Source organism: Gammaproteobacteria bacterium (assembly GCA_036381015.1).
In the GTDB taxonomy this organism is placed as follows: domain Bacteria; phylum Pseudomonadota; class Gammaproteobacteria; order Steroidobacterales; family Rariloculaceae; genus ZC4RG20.
Genome location: DASVDR010000009.1, coordinates 1 through 26,975 on the forward strand (window position 1 = coordinate 1; position 26,975 = coordinate 26,975).

Annotated in this window: 23 protein-coding genes and 1 pseudogene; 14 read left to right on the top strand and 10 right to left on the bottom strand. The window is 69.0% G+C overall.

Going from position 1 to position 26,975, the window contains the following annotated elements:
* From VF329_03135 to VF329_03145, 3 genes are all read right to left on the bottom strand, one after another.
* The coding region (locus tag VF329_03135; GenBank protein HEX7079989.1) for a DUF1587 domain-containing protein at nucleotides 1-813 on the bottom strand (813 nt) is incomplete at its 3' end.
* Between the two features lie 267 nt (nucleotides 814-1,080).
* Complete coding sequence (gene prpB, locus VF329_03140; GenBank protein HEX7079990.1) at nucleotides 1,081-1,977, bottom strand: methylisocitrate lyase; 897 nt, start codon at nucleotides 1,975-1,977, stop codon at nucleotides 1,081-1,083.
* The gene (locus VF329_03145) at nucleotides 1,974-3,449 is read right to left on the bottom strand and encodes a bifunctional 2-methylcitrate dehydratase/aconitate hydratase (GenBank protein ID HEX7079991.1); all 1,476 of its coding nucleotides are present in this window, start codon (nucleotides 3,447-3,449) and stop codon (nucleotides 1,974-1,976) included. The genes prpB and VF329_03145 overlap by 4 nt, the downstream gene beginning before the upstream one ends.
* A gap of 167 nt (nucleotides 3,450-3,616) precedes the next feature.
* On the opposite strand from VF329_03145, the gene VF329_03150 reads away from it, so the two are divergent.
* Nucleotides 3,617-4,978, top strand: coding sequence for an AAA family ATPase (locus tag VF329_03150; GenBank protein ID HEX7079992.1), 1,362 nt, complete (start codon nucleotides 3,617-3,619; stop codon nucleotides 4,976-4,978).
* A 113-nt stretch (nucleotides 4,979-5,091) separates the two neighbouring features.
* On the opposite strand, the gene VF329_03155 is transcribed toward VF329_03150, so the two are convergent.
* The gene (locus VF329_03155) at nucleotides 5,092-5,520 is read right to left on the bottom strand and encodes a heme-binding protein (protein ID HEX7079993.1); all 429 of its coding nucleotides are present in this window, start codon (nucleotides 5,518-5,520) and stop codon (nucleotides 5,092-5,094) included.
* A 284-nt stretch (nucleotides 5,521-5,804) separates the two neighbouring features.
* On the opposite strand from VF329_03155, the pseudogene VF329_03160 reads away from it, so the two are divergent.
* Nucleotides 5,805-6,974: pseudogene (locus tag VF329_03160) on the top strand (MFS transporter).
* Nucleotides 6,975-7,105: 131 nt separating this feature from the next.
* Here VF329_03160 and VF329_03165 read toward each other — a convergent pair.
* The 3 genes from VF329_03165 to VF329_03175 form a co-directional block, all read right to left on the bottom strand.
* Entirely contained in the window at nucleotides 7,106-7,783 is a 678-nt protein-coding gene (locus VF329_03165; GenBank protein ID HEX7079994.1) for a GNAT family protein, read from the bottom strand.
* A 91-nt stretch (nucleotides 7,784-7,874) separates the two neighbouring features.
* Nucleotides 7,875-9,149: a gallate dioxygenase gene (locus tag VF329_03170; protein ID HEX7079995.1), complete on the bottom strand. Its 1,275-nt coding sequence runs from the start codon at nucleotides 9,147-9,149 to the stop codon at nucleotides 7,875-7,877.
* Nucleotides 9,150-9,280: 131 nt separating this feature from the next.
* Nucleotides 9,281-9,901 carry a superoxide dismutase gene (locus VF329_03175; GenBank protein HEX7079996.1) on the bottom strand — a complete coding sequence of 207 codons (621 nt, stop codon included), beginning with the start codon at nucleotides 9,899-9,901 and terminating at the stop codon, nucleotides 9,281-9,283.
* Between the two features lie 366 nt (nucleotides 9,902-10,267).
* Here VF329_03175 and VF329_03180 point away from each other — a divergent pair, with 366 nt between their 5' ends.
* Entirely contained in the window at nucleotides 10,268-10,567 is a 300-nt protein-coding gene (locus VF329_03180; protein HEX7079997.1) for an RNA-binding protein, read from the top strand.
* A gap of 79 nt (nucleotides 10,568-10,646) precedes the next feature.
* Here the strand turns inward: VF329_03180 and def are convergent, their stop codons facing one another.
* Entirely contained in the window at nucleotides 10,647-11,195 is a 549-nt protein-coding gene (gene def / locus VF329_03185) for a peptide deformylase (GenBank protein HEX7079998.1), read from the bottom strand.
* 176 nt (nucleotides 11,196-11,371) lie between these two features.
* On the opposite strand from def, the gene VF329_03190 reads away from it, so the two are divergent.
* Genes VF329_03190 through VF329_03205 form a run of 4 tightly spaced genes read left to right on the top strand, consistent with a single transcriptional unit; the run spans nucleotide 11,372 to nucleotide 16,915 of the window.
* Nucleotides 11,372-13,918, top strand: coding sequence for an AAA family ATPase (locus VF329_03190; GenBank protein HEX7079999.1), 2,547 nt, complete (start codon nucleotides 11,372-11,374; stop codon nucleotides 13,916-13,918).
* Nucleotides 13,918-14,787 carry a hypothetical protein gene (locus VF329_03195; protein HEX7080000.1) on the top strand — a complete coding sequence of 290 codons (870 nt, stop codon included), beginning with the start codon at nucleotides 13,918-13,920 and terminating at the stop codon, nucleotides 14,785-14,787. Before VF329_03190 ends, VF329_03195 begins: the two co-directional genes overlap by 1 nt.
* Before the next feature lie 49 nt (nucleotides 14,788-14,836).
* A complete protein-coding gene (gene pncA, locus VF329_03200; protein ID HEX7080001.1) occupies nucleotides 14,837-15,478 on the top strand; it encodes a bifunctional nicotinamidase/pyrazinamidase in 642 nt (213 codons plus the stop codon).
* A gap of 42 nt (nucleotides 15,479-15,520) precedes the next feature.
* The gene (locus tag VF329_03205; protein ID HEX7080002.1) at nucleotides 15,521-16,915 is read left to right on the top strand and encodes a nicotinate phosphoribosyltransferase; all 1,395 of its coding nucleotides are present in this window, start codon (nucleotides 15,521-15,523) and stop codon (nucleotides 16,913-16,915) included.
* A gap of 59 nt (nucleotides 16,916-16,974) precedes the next feature.
* Here the strand turns inward: VF329_03205 and lepB are convergent, their stop codons facing one another.
* Nucleotides 16,975-17,580 carry a signal peptidase I gene (gene lepB, locus VF329_03210; protein HEX7080003.1) on the bottom strand — a complete coding sequence of 202 codons (606 nt, stop codon included), beginning with the start codon at nucleotides 17,578-17,580 and terminating at the stop codon, nucleotides 16,975-16,977.
* Between the two features lie 655 nt (nucleotides 17,581-18,235).
* On the opposite strand from lepB, the gene VF329_03215 reads away from it, so the two are divergent.
* The 3 genes from VF329_03215 to VF329_03225 all read left to right on the top strand — a co-directional run bounded on the left by VF329_03215 (nucleotide 18,236) and on the right by VF329_03225 (nucleotide 21,125).
* Nucleotides 18,236-18,682 carry a polymer-forming cytoskeletal protein gene (locus tag VF329_03215; GenBank protein ID HEX7080004.1) on the top strand — a complete coding sequence of 149 codons (447 nt, stop codon included), beginning with the start codon at nucleotides 18,236-18,238 and terminating at the stop codon, nucleotides 18,680-18,682.
* Between the two features lie 151 nt (nucleotides 18,683-18,833).
* A complete protein-coding gene (locus tag VF329_03220; protein ID HEX7080005.1) occupies nucleotides 18,834-19,442 on the top strand; it encodes a hypothetical protein in 609 nt (202 codons plus the stop codon).
* A 189-nt stretch (nucleotides 19,443-19,631) separates the two neighbouring features.
* Complete coding sequence (locus VF329_03225; protein ID HEX7080006.1) at nucleotides 19,632-21,125, top strand: HAMP domain-containing sensor histidine kinase; 1,494 nt, start codon at nucleotides 19,632-19,634, stop codon at nucleotides 21,123-21,125.
* A gap of 88 nt (nucleotides 21,126-21,213) precedes the next feature.
* Here VF329_03225 and VF329_03230 read toward each other — a convergent pair whose 3' ends face one another.
* Nucleotides 21,214-21,939, bottom strand: a complete 726-nt coding sequence (locus VF329_03230) for an SDR family oxidoreductase (GenBank protein HEX7080007.1) — start codon at nucleotides 21,937-21,939, stop codon at nucleotides 21,214-21,216.
* A 277-nt stretch (nucleotides 21,940-22,216) separates the two neighbouring features.
* Here VF329_03230 and VF329_03235 point away from each other — a divergent pair, with 277 nt between their 5' ends.
* The 4 genes from VF329_03235 to VF329_03250 all read left to right on the top strand — a co-directional run bounded on the left by VF329_03235 (nucleotide 22,217) and on the right by VF329_03250 (nucleotide 26,958).
* A complete protein-coding gene (locus VF329_03235; GenBank protein HEX7080008.1) occupies nucleotides 22,217-23,230 on the top strand; it encodes a VOC family protein in 1,014 nt (337 codons plus the stop codon).
* A 96-nt stretch (nucleotides 23,231-23,326) separates the two neighbouring features.
* Nucleotides 23,327-24,286 carry a branched-chain amino acid ABC transporter permease gene (locus VF329_03240; GenBank protein HEX7080009.1) on the top strand — a complete coding sequence of 320 codons (960 nt, stop codon included), beginning with the start codon at nucleotides 23,327-23,329 and terminating at the stop codon, nucleotides 24,284-24,286.
* 10 nt (nucleotides 24,287-24,296) lie between these two features.
* Nucleotides 24,297-26,258: a branched-chain amino acid ABC transporter ATP-binding protein/permease gene (locus VF329_03245; GenBank protein ID HEX7080010.1), complete on the top strand. Its 1,962-nt coding sequence runs from the start codon at nucleotides 24,297-24,299 to the stop codon at nucleotides 26,256-26,258.
* Nucleotides 26,251-26,958, top strand: coding sequence for an ABC transporter ATP-binding protein (locus tag VF329_03250; GenBank protein HEX7080011.1), 708 nt, complete (start codon nucleotides 26,251-26,253; stop codon nucleotides 26,956-26,958). The genes VF329_03245 and VF329_03250 overlap by 8 nt, the downstream gene beginning before the upstream one ends.
* The last annotated feature ends 17 nt before the right edge of the window (nucleotides 26,959-26,975 follow it).

Sequence of the window (26,975 nt, forward strand, 5' to 3'; positions counted from 1 at the left end):
GCCCTTCAGCTCCTTGTCCCAATCGAACAGCGCAATCCGCTCGCCGTCCAGCAGCACCTCCAGCTGCTCGCCCTCCACCTCGCCGAACGGGCGGAAGTTGCCCATGTTCCCGAGGTTCACCGAGAAAATCTTGATGTTGTACTCGCCGTCCGCCGGGAAGTAGTGATCCACCAAAAGCCCGCCGCGCGTGCCGAACGGCAGCCCTTCGACGTGATAGTTCTGCGTCGTGTCCTCGGCCACGCGGTACACCGTCTGCGTCGGCGCGTCCACATCGCCCATCGCGAGCCGGCTGATGCGGCCGGCGGCCGACAAATAGGCTTCCAGCAGCGTCGACGACAACGTCAGCGTTCCCGCCTGGTTGTCGAAGCCGTTGCTCGAGTCGTCCACCGGAAGGAATTTCGACGCGTCCACCTCGATGCCGAGGAGATCGCGAATCACGTTCTCGTACTCGGCGCGGTTCAAGCGATGCGCGCCAGGCGGCGGCAGATACGGCTCCCACGACTCGTCGAGCTCGCTCTCGAGCCATTCGGCGACGCCTACGTAGGTCTCGAGCTCCGGCCGCTCCGCCTCCGGCGGCGGCATCATGCCCGCGCGCAGCTTCTCGACGACCTTCTCCCAGGTCTCGCGCTCGGCGCCGATGTGCTCGAGATCGAGCTCTTCGAGGGAAAGCTCGGCAACGCGCTCGAGATCGTTGTGACAATCGACGCAGTAGGTGCTGATCGTCTCGCTCGCGAGCTCCTGGCCCGACGGGCCGCAGCCCGCGAGCGCCAGCGTCACGCCAACCCCCGACCCCCAAAGCCCAATCCGTTTCACTCGCCCTCCTTCGACCGCCGTCTCAGGCCATGGAGATAGATAGAGGTTAGAAATCCACCGCAATAGCCGGTTCCATGGCTCGAACCCGCCCACGGTTCTGACGCGGTCCTTACTCACTGAATGTTAACGTCTTCGCCGAAGTTTCTCCAAGCTAGAAGGTGTGCGGATTCCACCAATAGGGCGTGGGCGAACGGCCCGGATTGCGGCTTTCACTTATTGCTTCGGCGCAACATCCGGGACCGCTCGGGGCGGCGCGAGGGGCGAGCGTCAGTCGCCTTCGTCGCAGTCGCCTCTCGCGGCGAAGAGCTCGTCCAGCTTGCGCTCGTAAGCGTGGTAGCCGAGCACGTCGTACAGCTCCTCGCGAGTCTGCATCGAATCGAGCACCGGGGTCTGCGTTCCGCTTTCGATGATCGTCCGATAGACCCGCTCGGCCGCTCGACTCATGGCGCGGAACGCGGACAATGGATAGAGAATCATGCTTACGCCCGCGGCACCGAGCTCGGCCGCGGTGAACGCCGGCGTCACGCCGAACTCCGTCAGATTCGCCAGGACCGGAACGTCCAGGGCGGCGACGAAAGCCGCGTAGTCCTCGAGCGTGCGCAGCGCTTCGGCGAATATCGCATCCGCCCCGGCCGCGACGTAGGCCCGGCAGCGCGCGATCGAAGCCTCGCGGCCTTCGTGCGCGAACGCATCGGTGCGCGCCATCACGACGAAATCGTCGTCCGTTCGCGCGTCCACGGCCACTTTGATCCGGTCGCACATTTCCTCGGCCGGGACGATCGCCTTGTTGGGGCGATGACCACAGCGCTTCGCCTGCTCCTGATCCTCGATGTGCATCCCGGCGACGCCCGCGCGAATCATCTCGCGCGTCGTCCGCGCGATATTGAACGCGCCGCCCCACCCGGTATCCGCATCGACGAGCAGCGGGAGAGAAGTGGCGCCGGTGATACGGCGCGCGTCCTCGAGGACGTCGGAGAGCGTCGTCATACCGAGATCGGGCAGCGCGAACGATGCATTCGCGACGCCGGCTCCCGAGAGGTACAGGGCCTTGAAGCCCGCGCGCTCGGCAAGCCGCGCGCAATACGCGTTGACGGCGCCGGGAATCAGCAGCGGCGGCGCCTCGACCCAGGCCCTTCTCAGCTTCGCGCCCGCGCTTTCGTTCATCGCCCGCCGCCGTTCGAGAGCCGCTGCGGCGCCCACAGCCCCATGAACGCCTCGACCGGCATCGCCTCGAGCCGCTCGCGATCGGCGAACGCGGCCTCGATCCGCTCGGCAGAGGCCGCGTCGAAGCACGTGCGGATATTGCGCGCGAATTTCTCGAGCAAAAGCGGAATGCCTTCGGCACGGCGCCGCCGATGACCGAGCGGGTACTCGACGGCCACGCGCGCCGTGCGCGTGCCGTCGGCGAACGTGACTTGAACGGCGTTGCCGATCGCGCGCTTGTCCGGGTCGAGATAGTCCGCGCTGAACTGCGGATTCTCGACGACCTTCATCGCGGCGCGCAGCGCGTCGACGCGAGGATCGGCGGCGGCCGCGTCCTCGTAATGGTCCGCGGTGAGATCCCCGTGAATGAGAGCGATCGCGACCATGTACTGAAGACAATGATCGCGATCGGCCGGATTCGCAAGCGGACCCGTCTTGTCGATGATGCGGCGCGCCGGCGCTTGCGTTTCGATGACGATCTCGGCGACTTCGTCGAGCCGCCCGCGCACCGCGGGGTGCAGTGCGATGGCCGCCTCGACGGCCGTCTGCGCGTGGAACTCCGCGGGGTACGCGATCTTGAAGAGCACGTTCTCCATCACGTAGGAGCCCAGCGGCCGCGACAACACGACCGGCCGGCCCCGCATCAGCGCATGCTCGAAGCCCCAGACGGGTGCCGTCAAAGCGGACGGATAGCCCGGCTCGCCCGAAAGCGCCATCAGCGCGTGGCGGACGGCTCGGCTCGCGGCGTCGCCTGCGGCCCAGCTCTTGCGCGGGCCCGTGTTCGGCGCGTGACGGTAGGTGCGAAGCGCGCCTCCGTCCAGCCAGGCATTCGATACCGCAGCGACGATCTGCGCGTGCGAGCCGCCGAGCAGGCGCGTCGCCACCGCGGTGCTCGCGACGCGCACGAGCAAGACGTGGTCGAGGCCGACGGCGTTGAAGGCGTTCTCGAGCGCGAGCACGCCTTGGATCTCGTGCGCCTCGATCGCGGCGGTCAGCACGTCGCCGACGGTGAGCGGCCGCGCGTGCGCGGCGGACGAGCCGCGGGCCAGGTAGTCGGCGACGGCGAGGATCGCGCCGAGATTGTCCGACGGATGCCCCCACTCCGCGGCGAGCCAGGTGTCGTTGTAATCGAGCCAACGGATCATTGCGCCGATATCGAATGCGGCCTTGACCGGATCGAGCTCGTAGGAGGTGCCCGGCACGCGGACCCCGCCCGGCAGCTCCGCGCCGGGCACGACCGGCCCGAGGCGCTGCCTGCACGCCGGGAAGCCGAGCGCGAGGACCGCGCAGCCGAGCGAGTCCATCAAGCAATATCGGGCGATGTCGCGCGCTTCGGCCGAGCCGCCGTCGAACGTGGTCACGTAGTCGGCGATCGCCGTCAGCAGCGGGTCGGGCGGGGGACGAGTGGCGTCTCGGGTGCCGATCGAGCTCATCGCGGGGCCTTCAGGATACGGGCGTTTCGGGATCTTAGCCCGAGGCCCGCCCGGGGCCGCGCACGGCCCGCCGCCCGCGTTATGTTTTGTGATGCGCCTTCGGGAATCGGTACCGCCCGCGGCGCAGACTGTCCGCGTCTTCCCGCACGGGAAATCGGGTCAGCGCCATGTATGCACGACATTTCGGGCTCGAACGGCGCCTCTTCGCCGGCATCGCCCACGACGAGGCCGTGTTCATCGGCGACGCTCAGCGCACGGCGGCGGAGTACATGCGGATCGGGCTCGGTGCGCCCGATTCGGTCGTCGTGCTGCACGGCCCGCCCGGCGTCGGCAAGACGACGCTCGCCGCAAACGCGCTGCGCAGCTCGTCCCCGAGCACCCGCGTCGCGTCTGCGTGGCTCGCGGCGCCGCCGTCGAATCCCTACGACCTGCTCGAGCTGCTCCTCGCCGAGTTCGGCTTCGAGCCGTACAAGCACAGCCGCGTCGAGCGGCTCCAGACCTGGCGGCAGTTTCTCACGGAGCTCGGCGCGACCGATACGCGCATCTTCATCGGCGTCGAGCGCGCGGACGAGGTCGGCGACGCCGTGCTGCGCGCGCTCGACTCGCTCACGGCAGCGGACGCGAACGGCTGCCCCGGCGCGAACGTGATCTTGATGGGCGAGGACGCGCTGCTCGAGCACCTCCGGCTGCCGGCGTTGACCGGCTTGCGGCAACGCGTCCGGCTCGTCCGGCGAGTGGAGCCGCTCGAGGCCGACGACGTCGAGGCGTATCTCGCGTGCGCGGCGTCCGCCGCGGGCGTCCGCCTCGACGCATTGCTCGCGACGGACGCGCTCGCCGAGCTCGCGCGCCGCTCCCGCGGAATCCCGCGAGTGCTGAACAATCTTTGCGAGACTGCGCTCGCGCTCGCCGCCGCCCGCGGCGAGCCGGTGGCGACGGCCGACCTCGTGCTCCGCGCCGCCGTCGATCTGCAAGCGGCTCCCGACGGGCCTTCCGCGGAAACCGACACGCGTTCCGCCGATGCGACGAACATGCCCTTCGCCGAGGCCGCCGACCTCCCTTTCGCCGAGACCCCTGACGCGCCTTTCGCAGAGGCTGCCGACACGCCATTCGCCGAGGCCGCCGATCCGAGCCGGGCTACGGAGCGGGCCGACAACGACGGCATCCCCGTCCTGACCGAGTTCGTCGACATCGGCGAACCGGCAGCGGCGGAGTGGGATGCAGCGGACGCCGAGCCGTGGGACGCCCCGGACGCGGAGTTGTGGGAGACCCCGGCGCGCACCGCGGAGCGGGGGACCCCGGTACGCGCCGTGCAGCGCGAGGCCGCCCGCGCGCCGAGCGCCGCGACGCGAGCGGCCGCGGCCTGGGCGGGAGCGGCCGTCGGCGAGCCGGAGTTCGATCCGGCCGCGACGTTGACGCTGCTCGAGGATCACGAGCTCGATGCGCTCTCCGCGGAGGTCGCCGCCGCGATCCTCTCGCCGGACGGGTCCGACTGGCCGGAGCCGGCCGAGCTCGCCGACGTCCGCTCGTAGGGCTCGCGCATCGCGCGGGCCGCGCCCGACGCCGAGGGCCCTGCGCGGCGCTCGACTCCCGGAGCCCGCGAGGTCCGCCCGAAGACGGCGTTTCGCGGCCCAGCGGGCCCGCGTCAGACCTCCGCCGTGAGCCCGGCCTGCTCGACGCCCGCGATGCAGCAGGCCTCGTCCTCGTCGCCCGTGCCGCCGCTCGCGCCGGCGGCGCCGAGCAGACGGCCGGACCCGTCCCGAATCAGCACGGCGCCGGGCTGCGGCAGAAACTTGCCGCCGGCCGTGGCGGCGAGCGTGACGAAGAAGTTCGGGTTGTCCTTCGCGCGGAGCGCGAGCGCCCGACTCGACGCGCCCATCGCGACCGCCGCCCACGCCTTGCCCGTTGCGACTTCCGCCCTGAACATGCTCGCGCCGTCCTCGCGCTGCATCGCCTTCAAGTGCCCGCTGTCGTCGAGGACCACGACGCTGAGCGGGGGCACCTTCATCTGCCGCGCCTTGGCGAGGGCGTTGGCAATGATTGCGTTCGCTTGCTCGAGAGTAAGTTGAGCCATCGTCCCTCCGTTCGGACATCCGTCCGCGCGCCGATCGCGGCTTGTCGAACGGCAGAATAAGGCGCGCGCGCCGCTTGGCAAACCGGTCCGCGAAGGCGGCCGGACACGGGCCGCACCGGTCGGGCGCGGCGACCCGCTCCCGGCCGTCGCTCCGGGGCTGGTTGCGGCTCGCGGCCTTCCCTACCATTTGCTCCTTTCCACGTTGACCCGCGCCGGCGGCCGTCGGCCGAGGTATCAGGACGCGCACGCGCTTGCAGCACAAACACCGGGTATTCCTGGTCTGCGTGACCGGAATCTTCGTCACGGTCTTCGACACGAGCTCCGCGATCGTCGCGCTGCCGACGATCGCGCTCGAGTTCGATACGGACTTGCCGACCGCGCAGTGGGTCGTCATCGGCAACAGCCTCACGATCGCTGCCCTGCTCGTCCCGCTCGGCCGACTGTCCGATGCGATCGGGCGCAAGCGAATCTACGTTCTCGGCTGCTGCCTGTTCTCGATCGGCGCGCTGCTCGCGTCGCTCTCAGGGACGATCCTTTCGCTGGTTCTCGCGCGCGTTCTCGTCGGCGTCGGCTCGTCGATGACGCAGAGCACCGCGATGGCGCTCCTCATCGGCCAGTACGGAGCTCACGAGCGCGCCCGCGTGCTCGGCATGCAAATGGGCGGCGTCGGCCTCGGTGCGATCGCCGGGCCCGCGACCGGCGGCCTGATCGTCGGCACGATCGGATGGCGCGCGCTGTTCGGCATGACTTCAGCGGCGATGCTCGCGATCGCCATCGCCGGGCAGCTGATCCTGCGCCGGCGCGCGATGCGGCAGCGCGCGGAAGCGGCGCGGTTCGACGTGGCCGGCGCGGCGGCATTCTCGACGCTGCTCGTCGCCGCGCTCCTCACGCTTACGCTCGGGCCGCGGATCGGCTGGACCGAGCCGCCGGTCCTCGCCGCGTATCTGCTCGTCGCCGTGCTCGCAATCTCGTTCATCGGCATCGAGCGGCGCAGCGCAGCGCCGATCCTCGACTTTCGCCTGCTTCGCTCCGGCGCCTTCGGTCTCGGCGCGCTGAGCTCGGTCGTCGCCTTCATGGGCGTGTCGTCGACACGCTTCCTCGCGCCGTTCTTCCTGCAAGGGGTGAAGGGCTTCGATCCGTCCCGAGTCGGCTTGCTGATGCTGCCCGCCGCCGTCGTCACGGCCGTCGTCGGGCCGTTCGTCGGACGCATCGCCGACCGATTCGGCGTGCGCCGCTTCGCGAACCTGGGGCTCGTCATCGCGCTGCTCGGGCTCGTGCAGTTCTCTCTGCTCGACGTTACGAGCCCGGTTTGGGTGATCGTGGGCGGGCTGATGACGATGGCGCTCGGGCTCTCGACGTTCAACGCGCCGAATTCGACGTCGATGCTGAACGCCGTCGATGCGCACGCGCACGGTTTCGCGGCCGGCTTCGTGAACCTTTGCCGGAACACCGGCAACGTCATCGGGATCGCGTTCGGCACGGCGATCGTGACGTTGACGATGGGCAACGCGGGCTACGTCGCCTCGCTCGCCGCCGTCGGTCCGCGGGCGGACCGAGGTCTTCTCGCGGCGTTCACCGACGGCTTTCAGACCGCGGCCGGCGCTTTGATCGCGCTGACGCTCGGGGTACTCGCGGTCGTGCTCGGCTGGTCGTGGCGCACGCGCGCTGCCGGCCGCACGCGCGATAACGCGCCAGCGCCGGAAGCCGCCCGCGACGCGTAGCGGCGCCACTCCTCCGCGAGCAGCGCCCAGCGCTCGTGATCGCGCCAGCGCCCCCGAATTTTCAGGTAACGCGGGGAAAGGCCCTCGAGCCGAAACCCGAGCCCTTCCACGAGCGCGACCGAGCGTATGTTTCCCGGCTGGATGTTGGCCTCGAGGCGATGCAGGCCGAGGTCTCGGAAGCACCAGCCGACGACGACGCGCAACGCTTCGCGCATGAGCCCGTTCCCCGCGAACGGCACGAAGGCGTAATAGCCGAGGGAGGCCGACTGAATGGAATCGCGGACGATGTCGTTCACGTTCACGACGCCGGCGAGCCGACCCGATTCCGCGTCGATCACGAAGAACGACTCCTGGCTCGGTCGGCGCTGGCGTCGCAGATAGGCGTGATACTCGGAAGAGGTGCAGGGAGGCTCGACGAACGCTCGGTGAAGCGCACGGCTGCGGATCACGCCGCGCAGAAACTCCGCTTCCCGGGCAAGCGACGGCCGTTCGAGCCTGATACGCCCGATCCGCGCGGCCGCCGTTTCGGTTCGACGGTGCATTCGGCGTTCTCGTGCGCGGCCGGCGGCTCGGCAGCCCCGCGGCTTCCGCAGCGCCGTCGAACCGCGCGCGGCGCGCTCGACAGGGGACCTGTCAGCGGTCCCAGTCCTTCTTCCCTTCGTCCTGTCCCGCGACCGAGTAGAGAACCTGCGCGTTGCGGGTCTTCTGAAAATCCTCGAGCGACTGGCCGCGCATCGCGGCATAGATATGCAGGTTCGTCGTTCCGATCACCGCGCCGAGCTTCTCGAGCATGAAGAAGATCACGCCGTAGCGGATCATCGCGCGCCAATCGCGCCGGCGGACCATGTCCCGCTCCTCCTCCGTGAGCCCGGCCTCCTCGAACGCGGCCTCCGGGTCCCTCAAGAAGAGCTCTCGCCTGCGGGGCTCGACGAGGCCGTGCAGGAACTCGTTCAGCCGGAAGGCGCGCACGCTCGTCTCGAGAGTAAAGGGATACGTGCCGTCGAGCTTCTCGATGCCCGCCCATTCGCGGTTCGCGTGCTCGAGCACGGCGCCGTTGCGCCGCGGCACCGTGGGGTCGTTCTCGAGCACGAGCGTCGCGATCGGCGTCATCGACGGCAAGTAATACGACTGATGCACCTTCTTGACCTTCGGGGTCAGTGCGCCGCGCATGATCAGCCACATGATGACCTCGGAGCCTTCGAGCCCGCCGAGCCGCGCGTACTCCGCGATCGTGATCTCGGTGAGCTTCTCGGGCTCCTCCTCGAGCAGGCGCATGAACTCCATGTCCCATTCGGTGTTGTTGAACCCCGCTCGCTCGCCGTGCACCTGGTGGGACAGCCCGCCGGTGCCGACGACGACGACGTCGAGATCCTCCGGATAGCTCTCGATCGCCCGGCCGAGCGCGAGCCCGAGCTTGTAGCAACGGCGCGCCGAGGGGATCGGAAACTGCAGCACGCCCACTTGCAGCGGCACGATCGCGCCGGGCCAATCGGGCTCGTGCGGCCAGAGTACCGACAGCGGTGACATGCAGCCGTGATCGAGACCGCGGCGCTGAAAGTACGAGAGATCGAACTCGTCGGCCGTGAGGCACTTCGCGATATGCTGCGCCAGAGCGGGGTGCCCCTTCACCGGCGGCAGCGCACGCGGGCCGCCGCCCTCATCCGCGACAGGGTACGAATCCCCGACGCCGAGCGCGAAGTGCGAGTAATGATCGAAGAAGAACGACGTGACGTGATCGTTGTAGATCAAAAAGAGCACGTCGGGATTCTTGTCCTTCAGCCATTGCTGCACCGGCCGATAGCCCTCGAAGATCGGCGCCCATACCGGGTCCCGCTCCTTGTGCGTATCGAGCGCGAAGCCGATGGTCGGAGTATGCGAAGTGGCGATGCCGCCTACGATTCTTGCCATGATGCTGTCCTTGGGTCGTTCCGCCCGAAGCCTGCGTTCGATGATCGCAGGGACGCGCGCCCGGTCTCAACACCCGGGAGGGGACGGGCGCGCCGCGCCGGCACGGCGCGGCGGCCGCGGACGGCCGCGAGTCAGGCGGCCGCCTCGTACTGCTCGCTCGCGAAGCGCCAGTTCAGCAGCTTGCCGACGACGGCCTTCAGGAAATCCGGGCGGCGGTTCTGGTAGTCGAGGTAATACGCGTGCTCCCAGACGTCGACCGTCAAGAGACACGTTCGGCCGTGCGCCATCGGCGTGTCGGCGTTCGCCGTGGTCTCGATCGCGAGCTTGCCGCCGTCGAGGGTCAGCCATGCCCAGCCGCTGCCGAACTGCGCGGCGGCCGCCTTCACGAACTGCTCCTCGAACTGCTCGAGGCTCCCGAACGACTCGTTCACCTTGTCGAGCAGCGCGCGGCTCGGCGAAGTGCGCTGCGGCGCGAGCGAGTTCCAGAAGAACGTGTGATTCCAGGTTTGACCGGCGTTGTTGAAAAGCGCGGTCTTGTCCGCGGCGCCCGCGGCGGAGCGCACGATCTGCTCGAGCGGCATGTCGGCCATGTCGGTGCCGGACACGAGCCCGTTCAGATTCTTCACGTAGGCCGCGTGGTGCTTGCCGTAGTGAAACTCGATCGTCTGCTTCGAGATGACCGGAGCGAGCGCATCTTCGCTCCATGGCAGCGGCGGAAGCGAGAACGGCTGCGAGCGGTCGGCGTCTGACATCTTGAACCTCCTTATTCTTCGCGCAATGGTTGCTCGAACAGGGCTCGCATGCGGCGCGCTCGGCGCCGATACGCCAGGAGCCCGGCCCGGCAGCTTCGGGTTCAGGGGTAAACGCGTGACAGTAGCCCACGCCGTCGAGGCGCGCAACCACGGCGACGCCCGCTCGCGCCGCCGGGCGCAAGCCGGGACCGACCGGCGGACGCGTCGCGGGGTCGGCCCGTCCGTTCGCGGCCGCGGCAGGCATCGCAGCAGTCGAGCGGACACGCCGGAACTGATACAATCGCCCGGACTGAACCGTTCATCCGAGTCTACGGGCGTGGTGCCCATATCCTCCGTTGACGGTTTCGAAGCCCCACAGGAGGTCATATGGGCAGAAAACTCTACGTCGGCAACCTGCCGTTTTCGGTCACCGAAGAAGATCTAATTCAGAAGTTCTCGCCTTTCGGGAGAGTCGAGTCGGCGAAGCTGATCACCGACCGCGACACGGGCCGAAGCAAAGGCTTCGGTTTCGTCGAGATGTCGAGCGAATCGGAAGCTCAGGCGGCGATCGACAAGCTGAACGGCGCCGATTACAGCGGCCGTCCGATGACGGTCAACGAAGCGAGGCCGCAGAAGCCGAGATCCGGCGGCGGCGGGGGACGCGGCTACACCGGCAACCGCTGGTAAACCCCTCCATCGGCGGGCGGCCGCCCGGCCCGCAATCGCGCCCCGGGCCGGCCGCCCGCCAACCTTTCTCGGCGCGCCATCAAGCCGCGTCGCGCGGCGCGAGGTAGCGCTCGTACTCCTCGTCGAAGCCGAGCAGGCGCGGATCCTTGATCCGATCGATGTAGAGCTTGCCGTCCAGGTGGTCGAACTCGTGCTGGAAGACGGTTGCCAAGAAGCCCGTGAGCTCGAACTCGTCCCGCTCGCCGTCGAGGTCCGTGTAGGCCACCTTGACGCGCTGCGGCCGCTCGACGAAGCCCCGGAGCCCGGGGACCGATAGGCACCCCTCCCAATATCCCGCCACGTCGGCATCGGGGACGATCTCGAGCGTCGGGTTGACGAAGACCGTGAGCGGCATCGGCGCGATCTCACCGTAGCGGGTCATGCCGCCCGGAACCTCGACGAGCGCAAGCCGGAGCGATTCCCCGACCTGCGGCGCGGCCAGGCCGATCCCTCCGTAGTCGTGCAGCGTGTCGATCATGTCGGCCACGAGCCGCCTCAATTCATCGCTTCCGAGCTCGGCCGGCTGAACGGGCCGGGCGACCTGCCGGAGCACCGGATGTCCCATACGCAAAATCCTGCGGACTGCCATGTCTTGCACCTCGGAAACCCGAAGGCCATCGTGCCACAGCCCCGGGGCGGCGCCTACGCCCCCGCCTCGGGCGCGCTCCCGGCGTTTCGTGATGAAATGTGCGGGCGCACGCTCCGTGCGCGCCGGCGCGCCGCCGCCGGCCCGAATCAACCGATCCGAGGAAACGGCGCCGGGACATGGTGAAGAAGGCGAACAAGGCCAAGGCCGTCAAGACTCTCCGAGCGGCGATGCCGTCGGCTCCCGCTCCGCTTTCTCCGGACGCGCTCTACCGCCGCTGCGACCCGGCGTCGCTGTCGTTCTCGACGACCGCGGAGCTCGGCGATACCGAGCTCGCCGTCGGTCAAGACCGGCTCCTCGACGCGCTCGACTTCGGTGTCCACGTCGGCCATGACGGCTTCAACATCTTCGTCCTGGGGCCTTCCGGCAGCTTGAAGCATGCGATGGTCGAGGAGTTTCTGCGCAAGCGCGCACCCGCCCGCGCCGGATCCTTGGACTGGTGCTACGTGAACAACTTCGACGAGGAGCGGAAGCCTCGCGTGCTGGCGCTGCCGGCCGGGCGCGGCACGGTGCTGCGCCGCGACATGGCGCGGCTGATCGACGAGCTGCGCGAAGCGATTCCGGCCGCGTTCGAGAGCGAGCACTACCGCAACTCCGTCGCGGAGATTCACCAGGAATACGAGGATCGGTACCGCGCCGCGATGGAGACGCTGCAGCAGGAAGCACGCAGCAGCAGCGTGAGCGTCGTGCGCACCCCGCACGGCTTCGCCATCGCACCGGTTCGCGACGGAGAGCTCCTCGACGACGAGAAGTTCGAGAAGCTGCCGGAGGAGGAGCGCGAGCAAACGCGAAAAGCGGTCGCGGCAATGTCCGACAAGCTGCGCCAGCACCTGGAAACGCTGCCGCGCTGGAATAAGGAGCGGCGCGAGCGGATCAAGGATCTGAATCGGCGCGTGACGGAGCTCGCGGCCGCGCCGCCGATCGAGCAGCTGAAGGAAGCCTACCGAGAGCTTCCGGACGTAGCGGGCTACCTCGACCGCGTACGCGAGGACGTCATCGAGAACATCCAGTTCTTCTTCCCCGCGGAGCGCCCGGCGGCCGCCGGGCCCGCGGGACTGCCGCCCGAGCCCGGCGGTCCCCGGCTCGACGGCACGGAGCCCGCCTCCCCTGCCCACCCCGCCCTCGGTCGCTACACCGTCAACGTCGTCGTGGACCACTCCGGCGACGGCGGCGTGCGGATCGTCTACGAGCAGCATCCGACGCTCGGTAACCTCGTCGGCCGCGTCGAGCACGCAGCGCACTTCGGCGCGCTCGTCACGAACTTCACGATGATTCGCCCCGGCGCGCTGCATCGCGCGAACGGCGGCTATCTGATTCTCGACGCGGAGCGCGTGCTCGCCGAGCCTCTCGCGTGGCCCGCGTTGAAGCGCGCGCTGTTCGGAAGGGAAATCAGGATCGAGTCGCCCGGCCAGAGCTTGAGCCTGGTCAGCACCGTCTCGCTGGAGCCGCAGCCTATTCCGCTCGACGCAAAGGTGATCCTGATCGGCGAGCGGCTCATCTACTATCTTCTGTGCGAGCTCGACCCGGATTTCGCCGACCTTTTCAAAGTCGCCGCGGACCTCGAGAACCGGATCGATCGCGATCCGAGCAGCACCGACCGCTACGGCCGCCTGATCGGCGCGCTCGCGAAGCGCGAGGGGCTGCTGCCGTTCAAGGCCGATGCCGTCGCCCGCGTGATCGAGCACGGCGCGCGGATGATCGGCGACGCGGAAAAGCTCACCACGCAGCTGCGGGACGTCGCCGATCTGCTGTGCGAGGCGAGCTTCAGAGCGGAGCGCGAGTCGGCCGAGACGGTCGAGCGGCGGCACGTGCAGCAGGCGATCGAAGCGCAAATTCGCCGGGTCGACCGTCTGCGCGAGGAGTTCCAGGAGGAGATCGAGCGCAACGATCTGCTGATCGACACGGACGGCGCGAAGATCGGTCAGATCAACGGACTTTCGGTGTTCGGCCTCGGCAGCTTCCATTTCGGTCAACCCACGCGCATCACGGCGAACGTGCGCATCGGCGACGGGCAGGTGGTGGACATCGAGCGGGAGATCGAGCTCGGCGGCGCGATCCATTCGAAAGGCGTGCTCATTCTCTCCGCCTACCTCGGCTCGCGTTATGCGGCGGAAACGCCGCTGTCCGTCCACGCGAGCCTCGTCTTCGAGCAGAGCTACGGCGGCGTCGAAGGCGACAGCGCCTCCGTCGCCGAGACGTGCGCCCTGCTCTCTTCACTCGCGGACCTGCCCATCAAGCAGTCGCTCGCCGTGACCGGCTCGGTGAATCAGCACGGCCAGGTCCAGGTGATCGGCGGCGTCAACGAGAAGATCGAAGGTTTCTTCGACACGTGCGCCCGCCGCGGGCTCACGGGCGAGCAAGGCGTCCTGATTCCGAAGGACAATGTGAAGCACCTGATGCTGCGCGAGGACATCGTTCAAGCGGCACGCGACGGGCTCTTTCACATTTACCCGATCGCGACGATCGACGATGCGATCACGCTGCTCACGGGCGTCCCGGCGGGGCAACGCAACGCACGCGGCAAGTTCCCGGTAGGCACCGTCAACTATCGCGTCGAGCACCGGCTGCAGGAGCTCGCAGCGAAGCGGGAGCAGATGAGCCAGGAGATCTTGCGCAAGGCACGTCGGACGAAGGCGAAGTCGAAGTCGAAGACCGAGGAAGAGTAGTGGCGGAAAGCGCACGGGCGAGCGGCCGCATTCTCGTCGCCTTGACGGCCGCGGCCGCGCGCGACCGTCTCGCCCTCGACGTGTACCGCTATCTGCTCGGCGAGGCGGCGCCCGAGGTCGTCGGGCTGTTCGTCGAGGAGGAAGCGCTGCTCGCACACGCCGGATCGCAACTTGCGCGCGAGATCGAGATGTCCGGCGCAGACCGCCGCCTCGAGCTCGCAGGGCTCGAGCGGCAGCTGCGCGCCCGGTCGGGCGCCTTGCGCCGGTTGTTCGAGGCCGAGGGTGCACGTCTCGGCCTTCGCGCCGCGTTCGAGGTCGCGCGCGGGGACTGCGCGAACGTGCTGAGCCGCGCGGTCGAGCGGGCCGACGCGCTCGTCGCCGACGCCGACGCGGCGCGCGCCGCGCTCGAAGTCTGGGGACGCGCGGGCACGACGATACCGCTCCGCGCGCTGCTCCTGACGCCGGGCCGGTGGCCGCAAGCCGGCGACGTCGTGCTCGTCGTCGGCCGGCCCGCCGATCTCGATGCGACGGCGGGCTCCGCGCTCGACGGCGCGCTGCGGCTCGCGGCGCGCATCGGAGCGCCGCTCAGCGTCGTGCTCGCCGGCCGCGGCGAAGCCCCGACCGCGCGGGAAGCGGCCGCGCGGCTCGCGCCGCTCGCCCGGTCGCGCGGCGCGGCGTTTGCCGGCGCCGTGACGATCGAGCGGATAAGCACGGAGGCCGAAGCGCGCGCGTCGGCCCTCGCGGCGTCCGCGCGGCACGCGCGCCTGCTGGTGCTGCCCGCGCCCGCGAGCCTCGACGCGGAGCTCGTCGCCGGTCTCGTGCGGCGGCTGCGCGCGGCGGTGATGCTCGTGCGCGGGCACGCCGGCTGACGCGCGGCCCAGTCTGGCCAGCCCCCGGCCGCGGCGTTATCGTGAGGTCATGCCGATCAGCGATCGCAGCGCGCTCATCGTCGTCGACGTGCAGCCGGACTTCCTTCCCGGCGGCGCGCTCGCCGTCACCGACGGCGACGCGGTGCTCGAGCCGATTCGACGTCTGCTCGCCGCGCGCCGGTTTCCGCTCGTCGTCGCGACTCAGGACTGGCACCCGCCCGGCCACGTCTCGTTCGCCTCGTCGCACCCAGGGCGCACGCCGTTCGAGACGATCGAGCTCTACGGCCGCGAGCAAGTGCTGTGGCCGGATCACTGCGTTCAGGGCACGCCGGGCGCCGAGCTGTCGCCCGCGCTGCCGTGGGATGCGGCGGAAGCCGTCGTGCGCAAAGGCACGAATCCCGCCGTCGACTCCTACAGCGGGTTCCGCAACAACTGGGACGAGCGTGGCGAGCGGCCGCCGACCGGGCTCGGGGGCTACTTGCGCGAGCGGGGCGTCCGCGACGTGTACGTGTGCGGCCTCGCACGGGACTTTTGTGTGCGCTGGACGGCCGAGGATGCCCGCGACCTCGGCTTCGAGACCACCGTGCTGTGGGATGCGACCCGCTCCGTCGCTCCCGCCGGCGACGACGAGCTGCGGGCGGCCTGCGTCGCACGCGGCATTCGGCTCGCAGAGTCGGCGTCGTTCCTCTGATCTCCGAGGCCGCCGGGCGAAAGGCGCAAAGGAACGGCAACCATGCAGGGTGCTCGAGACGGCACGCACGCCAGCCCGTTGCTGACCGACCTCTACCAGCTGACGATGCTCCAGTCGTATTTCGACGGGGGCATGAACGGCGAGGCCGTGTTCGAGCTGTTCGTGCGGCGCTTGCCACCGACACGCAACTTCCTCGTGGCCGCGGGCCTCGCGCAGGCCGTGGAATATCTCACGACGCTGCGCTTCGAGCCGCGCGACGTCGCTGCGCTCGCGGAGACCGGGTTGTTTCACGAGCGCTTCCTCGAGCATCTCGCGTCGTTCCGCTTCACCGGGGACCTGCACGCGATGCCGGAAGGCACGATCTTCTTCCCGCAGGAGCCGCTGTTGCGGGTGACCGCGCCGCTGATGGAGGCGCAGCTCGTGGAGAGCCGCCTGCTGAATCTGCTTCATTTCCAAACGATGATCGCGTCGAAGGCGGCGCGCTTCGTGCTGGCCGCGGACGGCGCCGCGCTGATCGACTTCGGCATGCGCCGCGCACACGGCGCCGAAGCCGCGTTGCTCGCCGCCCGCGCGAGCTACGCCGCCGGCTTCGCCGGCACGGCGACCGTCCTTGCACATCCGCTCTTCGAGATCCCGGTGTTCGGCACGATGGCCCACTCGTACATCGAGGCTCACGACAGCGAGACGGAAGCCTTCGAGCGGTTCGCGCGGGGACACCGCGGGGCCGTCGTGCTGCTGATCGACACCTACGACACGCTGCGCGCCGCGGAGCAGGTCGTCGAGCTGGCCGGCCGTCTCCAGCGCGAAGGCATTCGCGTCCAGGCGGTGCGGATCGACAGCGGCGATCTCGACGCCCTCTCACGACGCGTCCGCGCGATTCTCGATCGCGCGCCCGGCCCGAGGATCGGTATCTTCGCGAGCGGCGGGCTCGACGAGCACGACATCGAGCGGCTGCTCCACGCGGGCGCGCCGATCGACGGGTTCGGCGTCGGGACCGCGCTCGATGCTTCGATCGACGCGCCGTCGCTCGACTGCGCTTACAAGCTCCAGGAGTATGCCGGGCAACCGCGACGCAAGCGGTCGCCCGGCAAGGCCACCCTTCCCGGCCGCAAGCAGGTCTTCCGCCGCCTCGACGCGGAAGGCCGGTTCGAGCGCGACATGATCGCGCCGGCCTCCGCGTCTCAGCCCGGCGAGGCGCTGCTCGGGCCGGTGCTCCGCGGCGGCCGGCTCGTAGAGCCGCTGCCGACGCTCGAGGAGATTCGCGCGCGGGTCCGTGACGGCCTCGAGCGCTTGCCGCCGGCGCTGAGGTCGCTGGAGCGGGCCGGGGCGTACCCGGTCGACCTCGATCCGGAGCTCGAACGGCTCGCCGCGGAAGCCGATGCGCGTGCGGCGCGTAGCCCGAGCGGCAAGGAATCGAGCTCGGGCCGAGCGGGCTGAGCTGGGGGCCGGAAGCGCCGAAGCCCGACGGTCGCGGCCGAAGCCCGAGCCGGCGAGCCTTACAGCGGCAACCAGGTGAAGCCTTCTCCGCGGCGGTAGTAGACCGCGACGGCCTTCCCGTAGAGCTCGGTCTCGTCGACGAACCCCCAGTACCGCCCGTCGAGGCTGCTGCCGCGATGATCGCCGAGCGCGAGGACCATGCCCTCGGGGACCCGTTGGGGCGGAAGATCCGGGCCGCCTCCTCGGTCGAGGTTCAGAATCGCCTCGGTATCGCCGATCGTCTCGACGGCCTCGAACGGCCCCCTCCGCCGGTCCACCGTCTTGCCGTTCACCGTCAGCAGGCCGTCCTTCACCGAGACCACGTCGCCGCCGACGGCGACGATCCTCTTGATGAGACGCGTGCCGTCCCGCGGCGAATCGAAGACGGCGACGTCCCCCCGCTCCGGGCTTCTCGAGCCGAAGAGGTCGATCGTCGTAAACGGGATGCGGAGCCCGTAAGCCGTCTTGTCGACGATGACCCGGTCGCCGGGGATCAAGGCGTACTCCATCGAGCCGCTCGGCACGTAGTAGTGATCCGCCAGCGAAGAGCGCGCACCGGTCAACAAGGCGAGCAGAATCACCAGGGAGACTCCCTCCGAGACCACGGAGCTTTTCTTGATGCGCACTTTCCCCTCTCCGACGACGATGCAAGTTCTTAGATGCCGCGGCCGCCGTCGCGTTCAGGTCGGCGCAGCCGCAAGTCTCACCGAACGAGGATAACCGCGCGGATGCGGCACGACGAAGCGGTGGGACCACGCCCGCAACGCGCGGAGCTTCCGGCGATCGGATCGCCGCGGTCGTTCCGCCGGCGGGACAACTTGTCCTCGGCATGAAAAATATGCTAGATAGCGCATACGGTTACGGCCAAGGTTCGCACTTCTGGTTCGGCCGCCTGCGCCCGTTCGATGATGCGCACTCACCATCGCACCGGAAGAAGCGCTTGGGGCCCGACTCGACGTGTCGGAGCTCCGGAAGGCCGCGTTCGCGACCCGCGCAAGCGGATCGCCACGGCGCGGCGAGACACCCTCTGACTACGGAGGCGCGCCTGGCGCAGCCCGGCTGCCCGTGCGGTCCGCCCGAACGGGCGTTCATCGTCAATGAAACTGTAGGTGCGTCGACACCTGGGGGGCTTGAGCAATGTTCGAGATCGGAAAGAAGGGAACGGATAAGGGGGATTCGGTGTCACGCGACGAGAGCGCGCCTTCGGCGCCCTTCCCTCCGGAAGCATCGTCTTCAACCCGCCGCGCCGCGCCGGCGCCGTCGAGCCCGCGCGAAGCGGCCGTGATCGGACCGTCGATCCACATCGACGGCGACCTGCGGGGCGAGGAGGACTTGCTGATCGAAGGGGAAGTCGCCGGCACGGTGCAGCTGAAAAACAACAGCCTGACGATCGGCCCGAAGGGCAAGGTCAGCGCCGACGTTTACGCGCATTCGATCTTCGTCGAAGGCTTCATGGAAGGAGACCTTTACGGCTCCGAGCGCGTCAGCATCCGCAAGAGCGCGCAAGTGCGCGGGAACATCACCTCCCCGCGCGTGAGCCTCGAGGACGGCGCCCGCTTCAAAGGCTCGATCGAGATGGACCCGCAAGCGGTGGAGGCGGCGCTCGGCAAGCGGCGCGGGCCTTCGAGCCAGCCGGCGGCCGTCGATACCGGCGCGAAGCCGTCCTTCAAGCCGAGCGACGGCGCCTCGTCGAAACCCGAAGCGGCGGCCGGCGCGAAGCGGGGCTGAGCATCCGGGCTCGAGCGTCCGCACGGCTCGCCGACCCCGGCGAGCGGGACGAGAACGTCGCCGAGAAAGGCGGTAGACTTCACGGTCGCGGATCCGGGCGGCGCTGTTCCGTCCGGACCGCGGCTCCCTCGATGATGCTTGCGGTGACGCAGTGAACTCACCCGGACGCTCGGCCGCCCCGGAGACGCCTGCCGGTGCGGAGGCGCTCAACGCGCCCCTGTTTGGATCGCTGCTCGAGCGCCTGCGCGCGGTCGATCGCTGCGTCGTGCTCGACCTCGGGGCCGCCCGCACCGAGACGATCGCGCTTTTCGGCCAGTTTCGCGCGCGGCTCGACATCGTCGACCTCGGAGAGGGTCTGCAGCAGCTCGACGAGGCCGAGCCCGAGTTCCTGCGGGAGCGCGCCGAGGCGTTGCTGCCGGTGCGCGGGCCCGAGCCCGCGGACGTCGTGCTGTGCTGGGACTTGCTGAACTATCTCAATCGACCGGCGCTGACGGCCGTGATGGCCGCCGTGGCCGAGCGCGCGAGGCCGGGTGCGCTCGTGCATGCGCTGATCGTGTACTCGTCGAAGAAGATGTCCGTGAAGCCGGGGTGTTTCGTCCCGCTCGACGAGCAGCGGCTCGTGAACGTCGCACCCGTGCAGGGCGAGCGCGACGCGCCGCGTTATTCCCCGGAGGACTTGGTCAACTGCATGCACGGCTACACTGTCGAGCGGGCGCGCTTGCTGCGGAACGGCATGCAGGAGTTTCTGTTCCGTCTCTGAAGCTGCGTGTTGCCGGGGGCGGCGGCGGCCGTTGCCGACCGGCGCGCGCTCTGGCACCTTAATTCGCGGGGCCACGCTCGCTCCGGCCGGGGAGCTCGTCAAGCCGCCTTTTCCTCGATTCGCATCGTCCGGAGGGTCACAGTGACCGGGCCTCGCACGGGACATCGCGCTCCGAGCATCCGCACCGTGGTGACCGCGGCGATCGCGGCCTTCGGCACGATCACCGTGCTGACGGCTGCGGTGCTCGTCTGGTCGACGGGTCAAGTCGAGCACACGATGGCAACGGTGGTTCGCGATACCCGCAGCCGCGCCGTCGCCGACGAGCTCGAGCTGTCGCTGCTGATGTACCAGCGGATCGCGAATCTCTACGCCGTCAATCCGAGCGCGGCGCTGGCCGATGCACGTGCGGATATCGCTGCGGAGCTGGAGCGGCTGATCAGCGAAGCGCGCGCATCCATCTCGTCCGCCGACGAGGAGCAGCTCGTCGACGAGATCTCGCTCGGACTCGCCGCCTACTTCGAGGAGCGCCGGAACCTGGAGGCGCGGAACCTCGACATCGAGGATCTGTTGCGCCTCACGCAGACCTCGTTGAACGCCACCGTCGATCGGCTCGAAACGCTGCGCGGCATAAACGAAGCCCGGATACTGACCGCCCATGCCCGGACCCTTCGCGTCAACCGCATCGCCGAGATCGTGGCGCTCGTCGCCGGAGGCGTGCTCGTCGCCGCATCGTTGGCCGCGGCCCTCACGCTGCGCCGCTACGTGCTCGCGCCGATGATCGACCTTCACGGCACGATATCGAAGCTCCGGGCGGGCGATGACGGCGCTCGCGCCGTCAGCGGCGGCTCCTGCCGAGAAGTGCTCGAGCTCGCGGAGGGCTTCAACGAGATGGCGGACGCGCTGGCCAGGCAGCGCCAGGAGCAGCTCGCGTTTCTCGCCGGCGTCGCGCACGATCTCCGCAATCCGCTCGGCGCTCTGAAGCTCGGAATGCAGGCGCTCGTGCAGGACCAGTCCGAGGCCCGCCGCGCCCGCTTGCACGTTCGCCTGGACCGGCACGTCGATCGGCTCGCTCGAATGGTCGAGGATCTCCTCGACGCCACGCGCATCGAAGCGGGGAAGCTCGAGATACGGCCCGAGGCGCTCGACGTGCGCGACGTCGTCGAGGACATCGTGCGCCTCTATTCACCGACATCTCCGGACCATCGCATCGAGACCGAGATGCCGGAGCGGCCGGTGATCGTGCAGGCGGATCCGCTGCGTGTCGAGCAGGTCGTCAGCAATCTGTTGAGCAACGCGATCAAGTTCTCGCCGCACGGCGGTTCGATCCGGATCGTCGTCGGCGAGGAGCCCGGCGCAGCCGTGCTGTCGGTCACGGACAGCGGCATCGGGATCCCCGAGTCGGAGCTCGCCGATGTCTTCCTGCCGTTCCGGCGGCGCAAGACCGAGATGGCCGGAGCCGGGCTCGGGCTCTCCGTCGTGCGCCGCATCGTGAATGCGCACGGCGGCTCGATCGAGGTCGAGAGCCGGGTCGGAGCCGGCTCGACGTTTCGCGTGCGACTGCCGCGCTCTGAAGCCCGCGTGGACTCGGGCGTCAGCGTCGAGGGCGATTCACAGCTCGTCCGCGCCGCCCGAGGAAACGGCGGCGCGATGTGGTCGGCGCGCGCGAACGGAAGCGAGCGTTGAATGCTGCCGGTGGACGGATTCGAGTTCGCCCCGCCTGGCGAAACACGGCCGCTCGATCTCGAGCGCTCCGGAGCTCGGGTCGCGCGAATCAGCGCATCAGCACGCCGCCGTCGGCGATCAACGTCGCGCCGTGCACGAAGCTCGCCGCGGGCGAGACGATCCATGCGCAGCATTCCGCGATCTGCTCGGGGGTTCCGACTGCACCGACGGCCGCCACGACTTCTTTGCGCCGCACGGGGTCGCTCATGGCCGAGGCGACGAACGGCGTATCGATGAACCCGGGCGCGACGGCGTTCACGGCGATTCCGCGCCCGCCGAGGGCCCGGGCCCAGCTCTTCATCATCGTGAGCACCGCGCCCTTGCTCGTCGCATAGGCGCCCGTCGCGACGTATCCGCCGCCCGTGTAGCTCGAGATGCTCGCGACCAGGCAAATGCGCGCGCCCGCCTGCATGAGCTTGGCGCCTTCGCGGACGCTCAGGAAAGAGCCGATGACGTTGATGTCGAACAGCCGGCGAAACTGGGCGGGCGTGGTCTCGAGGAACGGCGTCGTCTCGATCACACCGGCCGCCGTCACGAGCGCGTCGAGGCCTCCCCACGCGTCGCGCACTTGTGCGAAGGCACCGACGCACGATGCTTCGTCCGCGACGTCGACCTCGATCGCGAGTCCGTTCTCGCCCGCCGTGGCGCGTGCCCCCTCGAGGTTGCGGTCGAGGCAGGCGACGCGCCAACCGTCGGCCATGAGCTTCCGAGCCGTCGCGGCTCCGATGCCGCTCGCTGCGCCCGTGACCGCGGCGCGCCGTCCTTCGGTTGTCATCCCCGTGATCCTCCCCGCGGCCGGCACGCTCCGGCTACCGAAACGCTCCGCCCGTTTTCCTCACTGCTAGTATCCACGCTAGTCGAGCTCCGCCAGCGCCCTCCTCCGCCACGCGCAACGAATCGACGGCGGCCGGGATGCACGAGTAGATGCCCGGACGGGAATAGTAGAGTAGGCTCCTGCGGCACGCGAACGTGCGGCTCGAGCGCTTGAAAAGAGACCGAAAAGTCCGGCGACGAAGACGATATCCGCACAAGAAGATATTAAGGAGACGGCCGTGCGCACTCGAATCTCGAGTCTCATCATGCTCTCTTTCGGCGCTTGCGCTGCGAACCCGCTGCTCGCGCAGCCCGCCGACCCGACGCCCGTCGGACAAACCGTGGCCCTGTCGCACGCGATTCACGCGGTCGACGACCTCGACACGACGCTTGCGTTCTACCGCGACGTGTTCGGCATCGAGGGCACGGCGCGGGATTTCCCGAACCCGGCCGTGCCGCTGCTGACGAACGCACCGGGGGTGAGCTTGCGGCTGTCGATGGTCTCGTTGCCCGGGGGCACGCGCTTCGAGCTGACTCATTTCACGGGGCTCGAGCGTCGGCCCGGACGGGCAAAGTACACCGACCCCGGTGCGGCGAGCGTGGTGTTCCACGTGCGCGACATCGACGCGCTGGTGGTTGCCGCCAAGAAGGCGAATGCCGAGATCGTCACGACGGGAGGCGCGCCGGTCGAGATCCAGACGGCGACGGGTAAGGCGCGCTCGATCGTTTTCCGCGACGCGGACGGCTTTTTCTTGCAGCTCGTCGAGGCGCCCGCTCCGCCCGACGCGCCCGAGGGCAACGTGTACGGCGTGTCGCTCGCTTTCACGATGGAGGATGCGGCCGCGACCCGGAGCTTCTATACCGGAATGCTCGGCGTTGCGCTGGACGGCGACGCGGCCTTCACGAAGGATGCGGCGCTGGCGAAGCTCGTGGGGGCGCCGGAGGACGTCGAGTTTCGGAAGCAGCGCGGCACGCTGCCGCCGAGCACGCCGATCGAGTTCACGGAGTTTCGCGGCGTGCCGCGCACGAAGTTCCACTTGCGGGTTCGTGACCCCGGCGCGCCGGCCATGGCGATACAGGTGACCAACATCGAAGGGATCGTCGCGCAGATGAAATCAGCCGGGGTGAATGTGATCTCCGCCAACGGTCAGCTCGTCGACTTCGGCAACGGCATCCGCAATATCTTCGTCGAAGATCCGAACGGCATGAATCTGGAGCTGTTCGAGAGATCGGCAGCGCCGGCCGCTCGCTGAGGAGGTGCTGGTATCTTCGGCGTGGGCTCATCACTGCGAGCCCGCCCGCGCCGTGTCGACATCGGGGGAAAATGAGCGGCTGGGAGGTGCCGCCTCATGGACGCACTGCAATACGTCGAGAACTTCCTCCAGGCGCTCGCGGCCGGGCTGCTGACGGGGACGAACTATGGGCTGCTGTGCGTCGGCCTGACGCTGATCTTCGGCGTCATGCGTGTCATCAACTTCGCTCAAGGCGAGTTCATGATGCTCGGCATGTACTTCGCCTTCTATGCGTTCGGCGTGCTCGGGGGCGAGTCCTTGCTCGGCGACGCGGCCGGTCCCTTCGTCGTGGCGCTGCTCGCGGGCCCTGCAATCTTCCTCGTGGGCCTGGTCGTGCACAGGGGCCTGCTGGCCGGTGTCACCGGCATGGGTGCCGGTGCCCTCGAGGGCGAAGGGCAGCACGCGCAGCTGATCTTGACGCTCGGTCTCTCGCTGGTGCTCCAAAATGCGGGTCTCTATGTGTTCGGATCGGCTCCGGAGTCGATCTCGACGCCGCTCTCCTATAGCGCGTGGGAGGTCGGGCCGCTCTACGGCGACCGCGTGAGCGTGTTCGTCAATCAGGGCCAAACGGTTGCGGCCGGCGTCGCGCTGGCGGTGGTCGCCTCGATCGCCGCGGTCATGGGCCGGACGCGCCTCGGACGTGCGCTCCGCGCGAGCGCCGACAATCCGCGCGCCGCGATCTACATGGGCATCGACGTCGCGCGCGCATACCGTATCGCTTTCGGTCTCGGCGTCGGGATCACCGCGGTCGGCGGAGGCCTGCTCGCCTCGACGCATTCGTTTCAGCCGTATGTCGGCCTCGAGTACGTCATCATCATGTACGCGGGCGTCGTGCTCGGCGGGCTCGGAAGCCTCAGCGGCGCGTTCCTGGGCGGGTTGACGATCGGGCTCGTGCAGCAGCTCTCGACGCTGTTTTTGCCCATCCAGCTTCAGAACACGGCGATCTTCGTCGCGTTTCTCATCGTGATCCTACTGAAGCCGGACGGGCTCTTCGGGCGCGCCGTCCGCCGTGCCTGAGCGCGAGATGATGGTGCGCGCCTCCCGGCATCGCTATTGGATTCTCGGCGTCGTCGCCGCGTACTGCGTGCTCGCGCTCTTCGTCACGAACTCCTACCAGCAGCTCATCATGACGACGGTCCCCGTCTGGGCCGTCATGGGGCTGTCGTGGAATCTGCTGAGCGGCTACAGCGGGCTCGTGTCGTTCGGGCACGCGGCGTTCTTCGGCCTCGGCGCCTATTTCGTCGCGCTCGCGCTCGGCGTCTTCGGCTTGACGCCCTGGATAGGCATTCCGCTCGCGGGCGTGCTCGGCGCCGTCGCGGGCCTCGTCGTCGGCATTCCCACGTTCCGCCTGCGGGGCCACTACTTCGCGCTCGCGATGCTCGCCTATCCGCTCGCGCTGCTCTACGTCTTTCAGTGGCTGGGGCTTCAGGAGCTCGCGCTGCCGATGATGCGCGAGGCGCCTGCCGCGTACATGCAGTTCGACGATCAGCGCATCTATGTCTGGCTCGCGTCGGGCCTGCTGCTCGCGGCCATGGCGGTCACGCGGGTGATCGAGCGCTCCCGCTTCGGACGCTCGCTGCTCGCGATCAAGCAGGACGAGATCGCGGCCGAGGCGGCGGGCATCGACACCTTGCGCACGAAGCTCAAGGCGATCACGGCGAGCGGCGCGATGGGCAGTGCGATCGGCGGCTTTTATGCCGTCGTCCTGCTCGTCGTGACGCCCGACGCCGTGTTCGGCATGCTGGTTTCCGCCCAGGCGCTCGTCGTCGCGATGTTCGGCGGCGTCGGCACGGTTTGGGGGCCGGTGATCGGAGCAGCCGTCCTGGTGCCCTTGAGCGATCTGCTCTACGCGAAGCTCGGCAACAACGTGCCTGGGATCCAGGGCGTCGTCTACGGGCTTGCGATCATTGCCGTGATTCGGCTCGCGCCGGAGGGAATTTTCTGGAAGCTGCGCGACGTGCTGCAGTGGCGCGCCGCTTCGAAGCGGACGGAGGCGGGCGTGACGTCGCCGGCCGCGGCACGACCTTCGGCAGCGGCGCAGGTCTCGGATGCGGCGCAGCCCTCGGCCGCGGCGCAGCCCTCGGCCGCGGCACGGGTCTCGGCCGCGGCACAAGTCTCGGACACGGCGCGGGTCTCGGACACGGCGCGGGTCTCGGACACGGCACCGCCCTCTTCCGGCTCGGGCACGGCGCCCGACGCGCCGGCGGCAGCGGCTGCACGAAGCGTCCGCGCGGCGCGCCATCAAGCCGCGCGGCTAAGTGCGCCCGTGCTCGAGGTGCGCGGCCTGACGAAATCCTTCGGCGGTCTGCGGGCGATCGACGGCGTGAGTCTCGAGGTCAGGCGCGGAGAGATCCTGGGCATCATCGGCCCGAACGGCGCCGGAAAGACGACACTGTTCAACCTGCTGAACGGCTTCATCCCGCCCGACTCGGGGACCGTGCTGCTCGAAGGCGAGGACATCACGGGCGAGCGGCCGAACCGCATCTGCCGCCGCGGCGTCGGCCGCACGTTCCAGGTCGTGAAGCCCTTTCGGCGCATGACCCTCGCAGACAACGTCGTCGTCGGCGCCTACGTGCATGCGCCGACGGACGCGAGCGCGCGCGACAGCGCGGCCCGAGCTCTCGACGCGGTGGGTCTCTCGTACGCCGCCGATCTCCCCGCCGGAAACGCGACGAACATGCAGCTCAGGCTCATGGAGCTCGCTCGTGCGCTCGCATCCCGGCCTCGGCTGGTGCTGCTCGACGAGATCCTGGCCGGCCTCTCCGCCGGCGAGGTGGAGGAGCTCATCGAGCGCATTCGTCCGCTTCCGGCTCTCGGCATCACGGTCGCCGTCATCGAGCATACGATGCACGCGATGGTGCGCCTCGTCGATCGTTTCGTCGTCCTCGATCACGGCGCGGTGCTCGCCGAAGGCGAGCCCGAGGCCGTGACGCAGGACGCGCGCGTCATCGAGGCCTACCTCGGCAAGAAGTGGCTCGCCAATGCTTGAGGTGGAGCGCATCCACGCGGGCTACGGGGCGTCGAGCGTTCTGAAGGACGTGTCCATTCGCGTCGGCGAGGGCGAGTTCGTCGCCGTCGTCGGCCCGAACGGCGCGGGAAAGACGACCCTCTTCAATACGATTTCGGGTCTCGTGCCGCCGACCTCGGGGTCCATACGCTTCGACGGCCGCGATCTGACGGCTCTGCCGGCCGTCCGGCGCGCGCATCTCGGGATCGCGCACGTGCCGGAAGGACGTCAGGTCTTCCCGTCGCTCAGTGTCCTCGAGAATCTCGAGGTCGGCGCGTCGACGGAGCCGGGACGGCGCGGCTGGAAGCGGAACCTTCAGAGGATCTACGAGTGGTTCCCGGTGCTTGCCGAGCGCGCGCACGACCCGGCGGGCGCGCTCTCGGGCGGGCAGCAGCAGATGCTCGCGATCGCGCGCGGTCTTGCCAGTGCGCCCCGGCTTCTCATGCTCGACGAGCCGTCGATGGGCCTCGCCCCCGCGCTGGCCGACGAGATCTTCGAGCGTCTCGTCGAGATACGCCGGGAGGCGGAATTCGCAGTGCTTCTCGTCGAGCAGCGCGTGGCGGAAGCGCTGCAGCTCGCCGATCGAGCCTACGTGCTCGAAACAGGCCGCGTCTTTCTCGAGGGCGATCACGCCACGTTGCGGGACGACGATCGAATTCGGCAAGCGTACCTGGGCCTTTGAGCGATCACTGCAGATTC

Excerpts from the sequence above, each read along its gene's own strand:
- VF329_03165 (HEX7079994.1), bottom strand. The coding sequence starts at position 7,783 with ATGCACCGTCGAACCGAAACGGCGGCCGCGCGGATCGGGCGTATCAGG.
- VF329_03175 (HEX7079996.1), bottom strand. The coding sequence starts at position 9,901 with ATGTCAGACGCCGACCGCTCGCAGCCGTTCTCGCTTCCGCCGCTGCCA.
- VF329_03245 (HEX7080010.1), top strand. The coding sequence starts at position 24,297 with ATGGTGCGCGCCTCCCGGCATCGCTATTGGATTCTCGGCGTCGTCGCC.
- VF329_03230 (HEX7080007.1), bottom strand. The coding sequence starts at position 21,939 with ATGACAACCGAAGGACGGCGCGCCGCGGTCACGGGCGCAGCGAGCGGC.
- VF329_03240 (HEX7080009.1), top strand. The coding sequence starts at position 23,327 with ATGGACGCACTGCAATACGTCGAGAACTTCCTCCAGGCGCTCGCGGCC.
- VF329_03145 (HEX7079991.1), bottom strand. The coding sequence starts at position 3,449 with ATGAGCTCGATCGGCACCCGAGACGCCACTCGTCCCCCGCCCGACCCG.
- def (HEX7079998.1), bottom strand. The coding sequence starts at position 11,195 with ATGGCAGTCCGCAGGATTTTGCGTATGGGACATCCGGTGCTCCGGCAG.
- VF329_03170 (HEX7079995.1), bottom strand. The coding sequence starts at position 9,149 with ATGGCAAGAATCGTAGGCGGCATCGCCACTTCGCATACTCCGACCATC.
- VF329_03150 (HEX7079992.1), top strand. The coding sequence starts at position 3,617 with ATGTATGCACGACATTTCGGGCTCGAACGGCGCCTCTTCGCCGGCATC.
- VF329_03180 (HEX7079997.1), top strand. The coding sequence starts at position 10,268 with ATGGGCAGAAAACTCTACGTCGGCAACCTGCCGTTTTCGGTCACCGAA.
- prpB (HEX7079990.1), bottom strand. The coding sequence starts at position 1,977 with ATGAACGAAAGCGCGGGCGCGAAGCTGAGAAGGGCCTGGGTCGAGGCG.
- pncA (HEX7080001.1), top strand. The coding sequence starts at position 14,837 with ATGCCGATCAGCGATCGCAGCGCGCTCATCGTCGTCGACGTGCAGCCG.
- VF329_03205 (HEX7080002.1), top strand. The coding sequence starts at position 15,521 with ATGCAGGGTGCTCGAGACGGCACGCACGCCAGCCCGTTGCTGACCGAC.
- VF329_03155 (HEX7079993.1), bottom strand. The coding sequence starts at position 5,520 with ATGGCTCAACTTACTCTCGAGCAAGCGAACGCAATCATTGCCAACGCC.
- VF329_03190 (HEX7079999.1), top strand. The coding sequence starts at position 11,372 with ATGGTGAAGAAGGCGAACAAGGCCAAGGCCGTCAAGACTCTCCGAGCG.
- VF329_03250 (HEX7080011.1), top strand. The coding sequence starts at position 26,251 with ATGCTTGAGGTGGAGCGCATCCACGCGGGCTACGGGGCGTCGAGCGTT.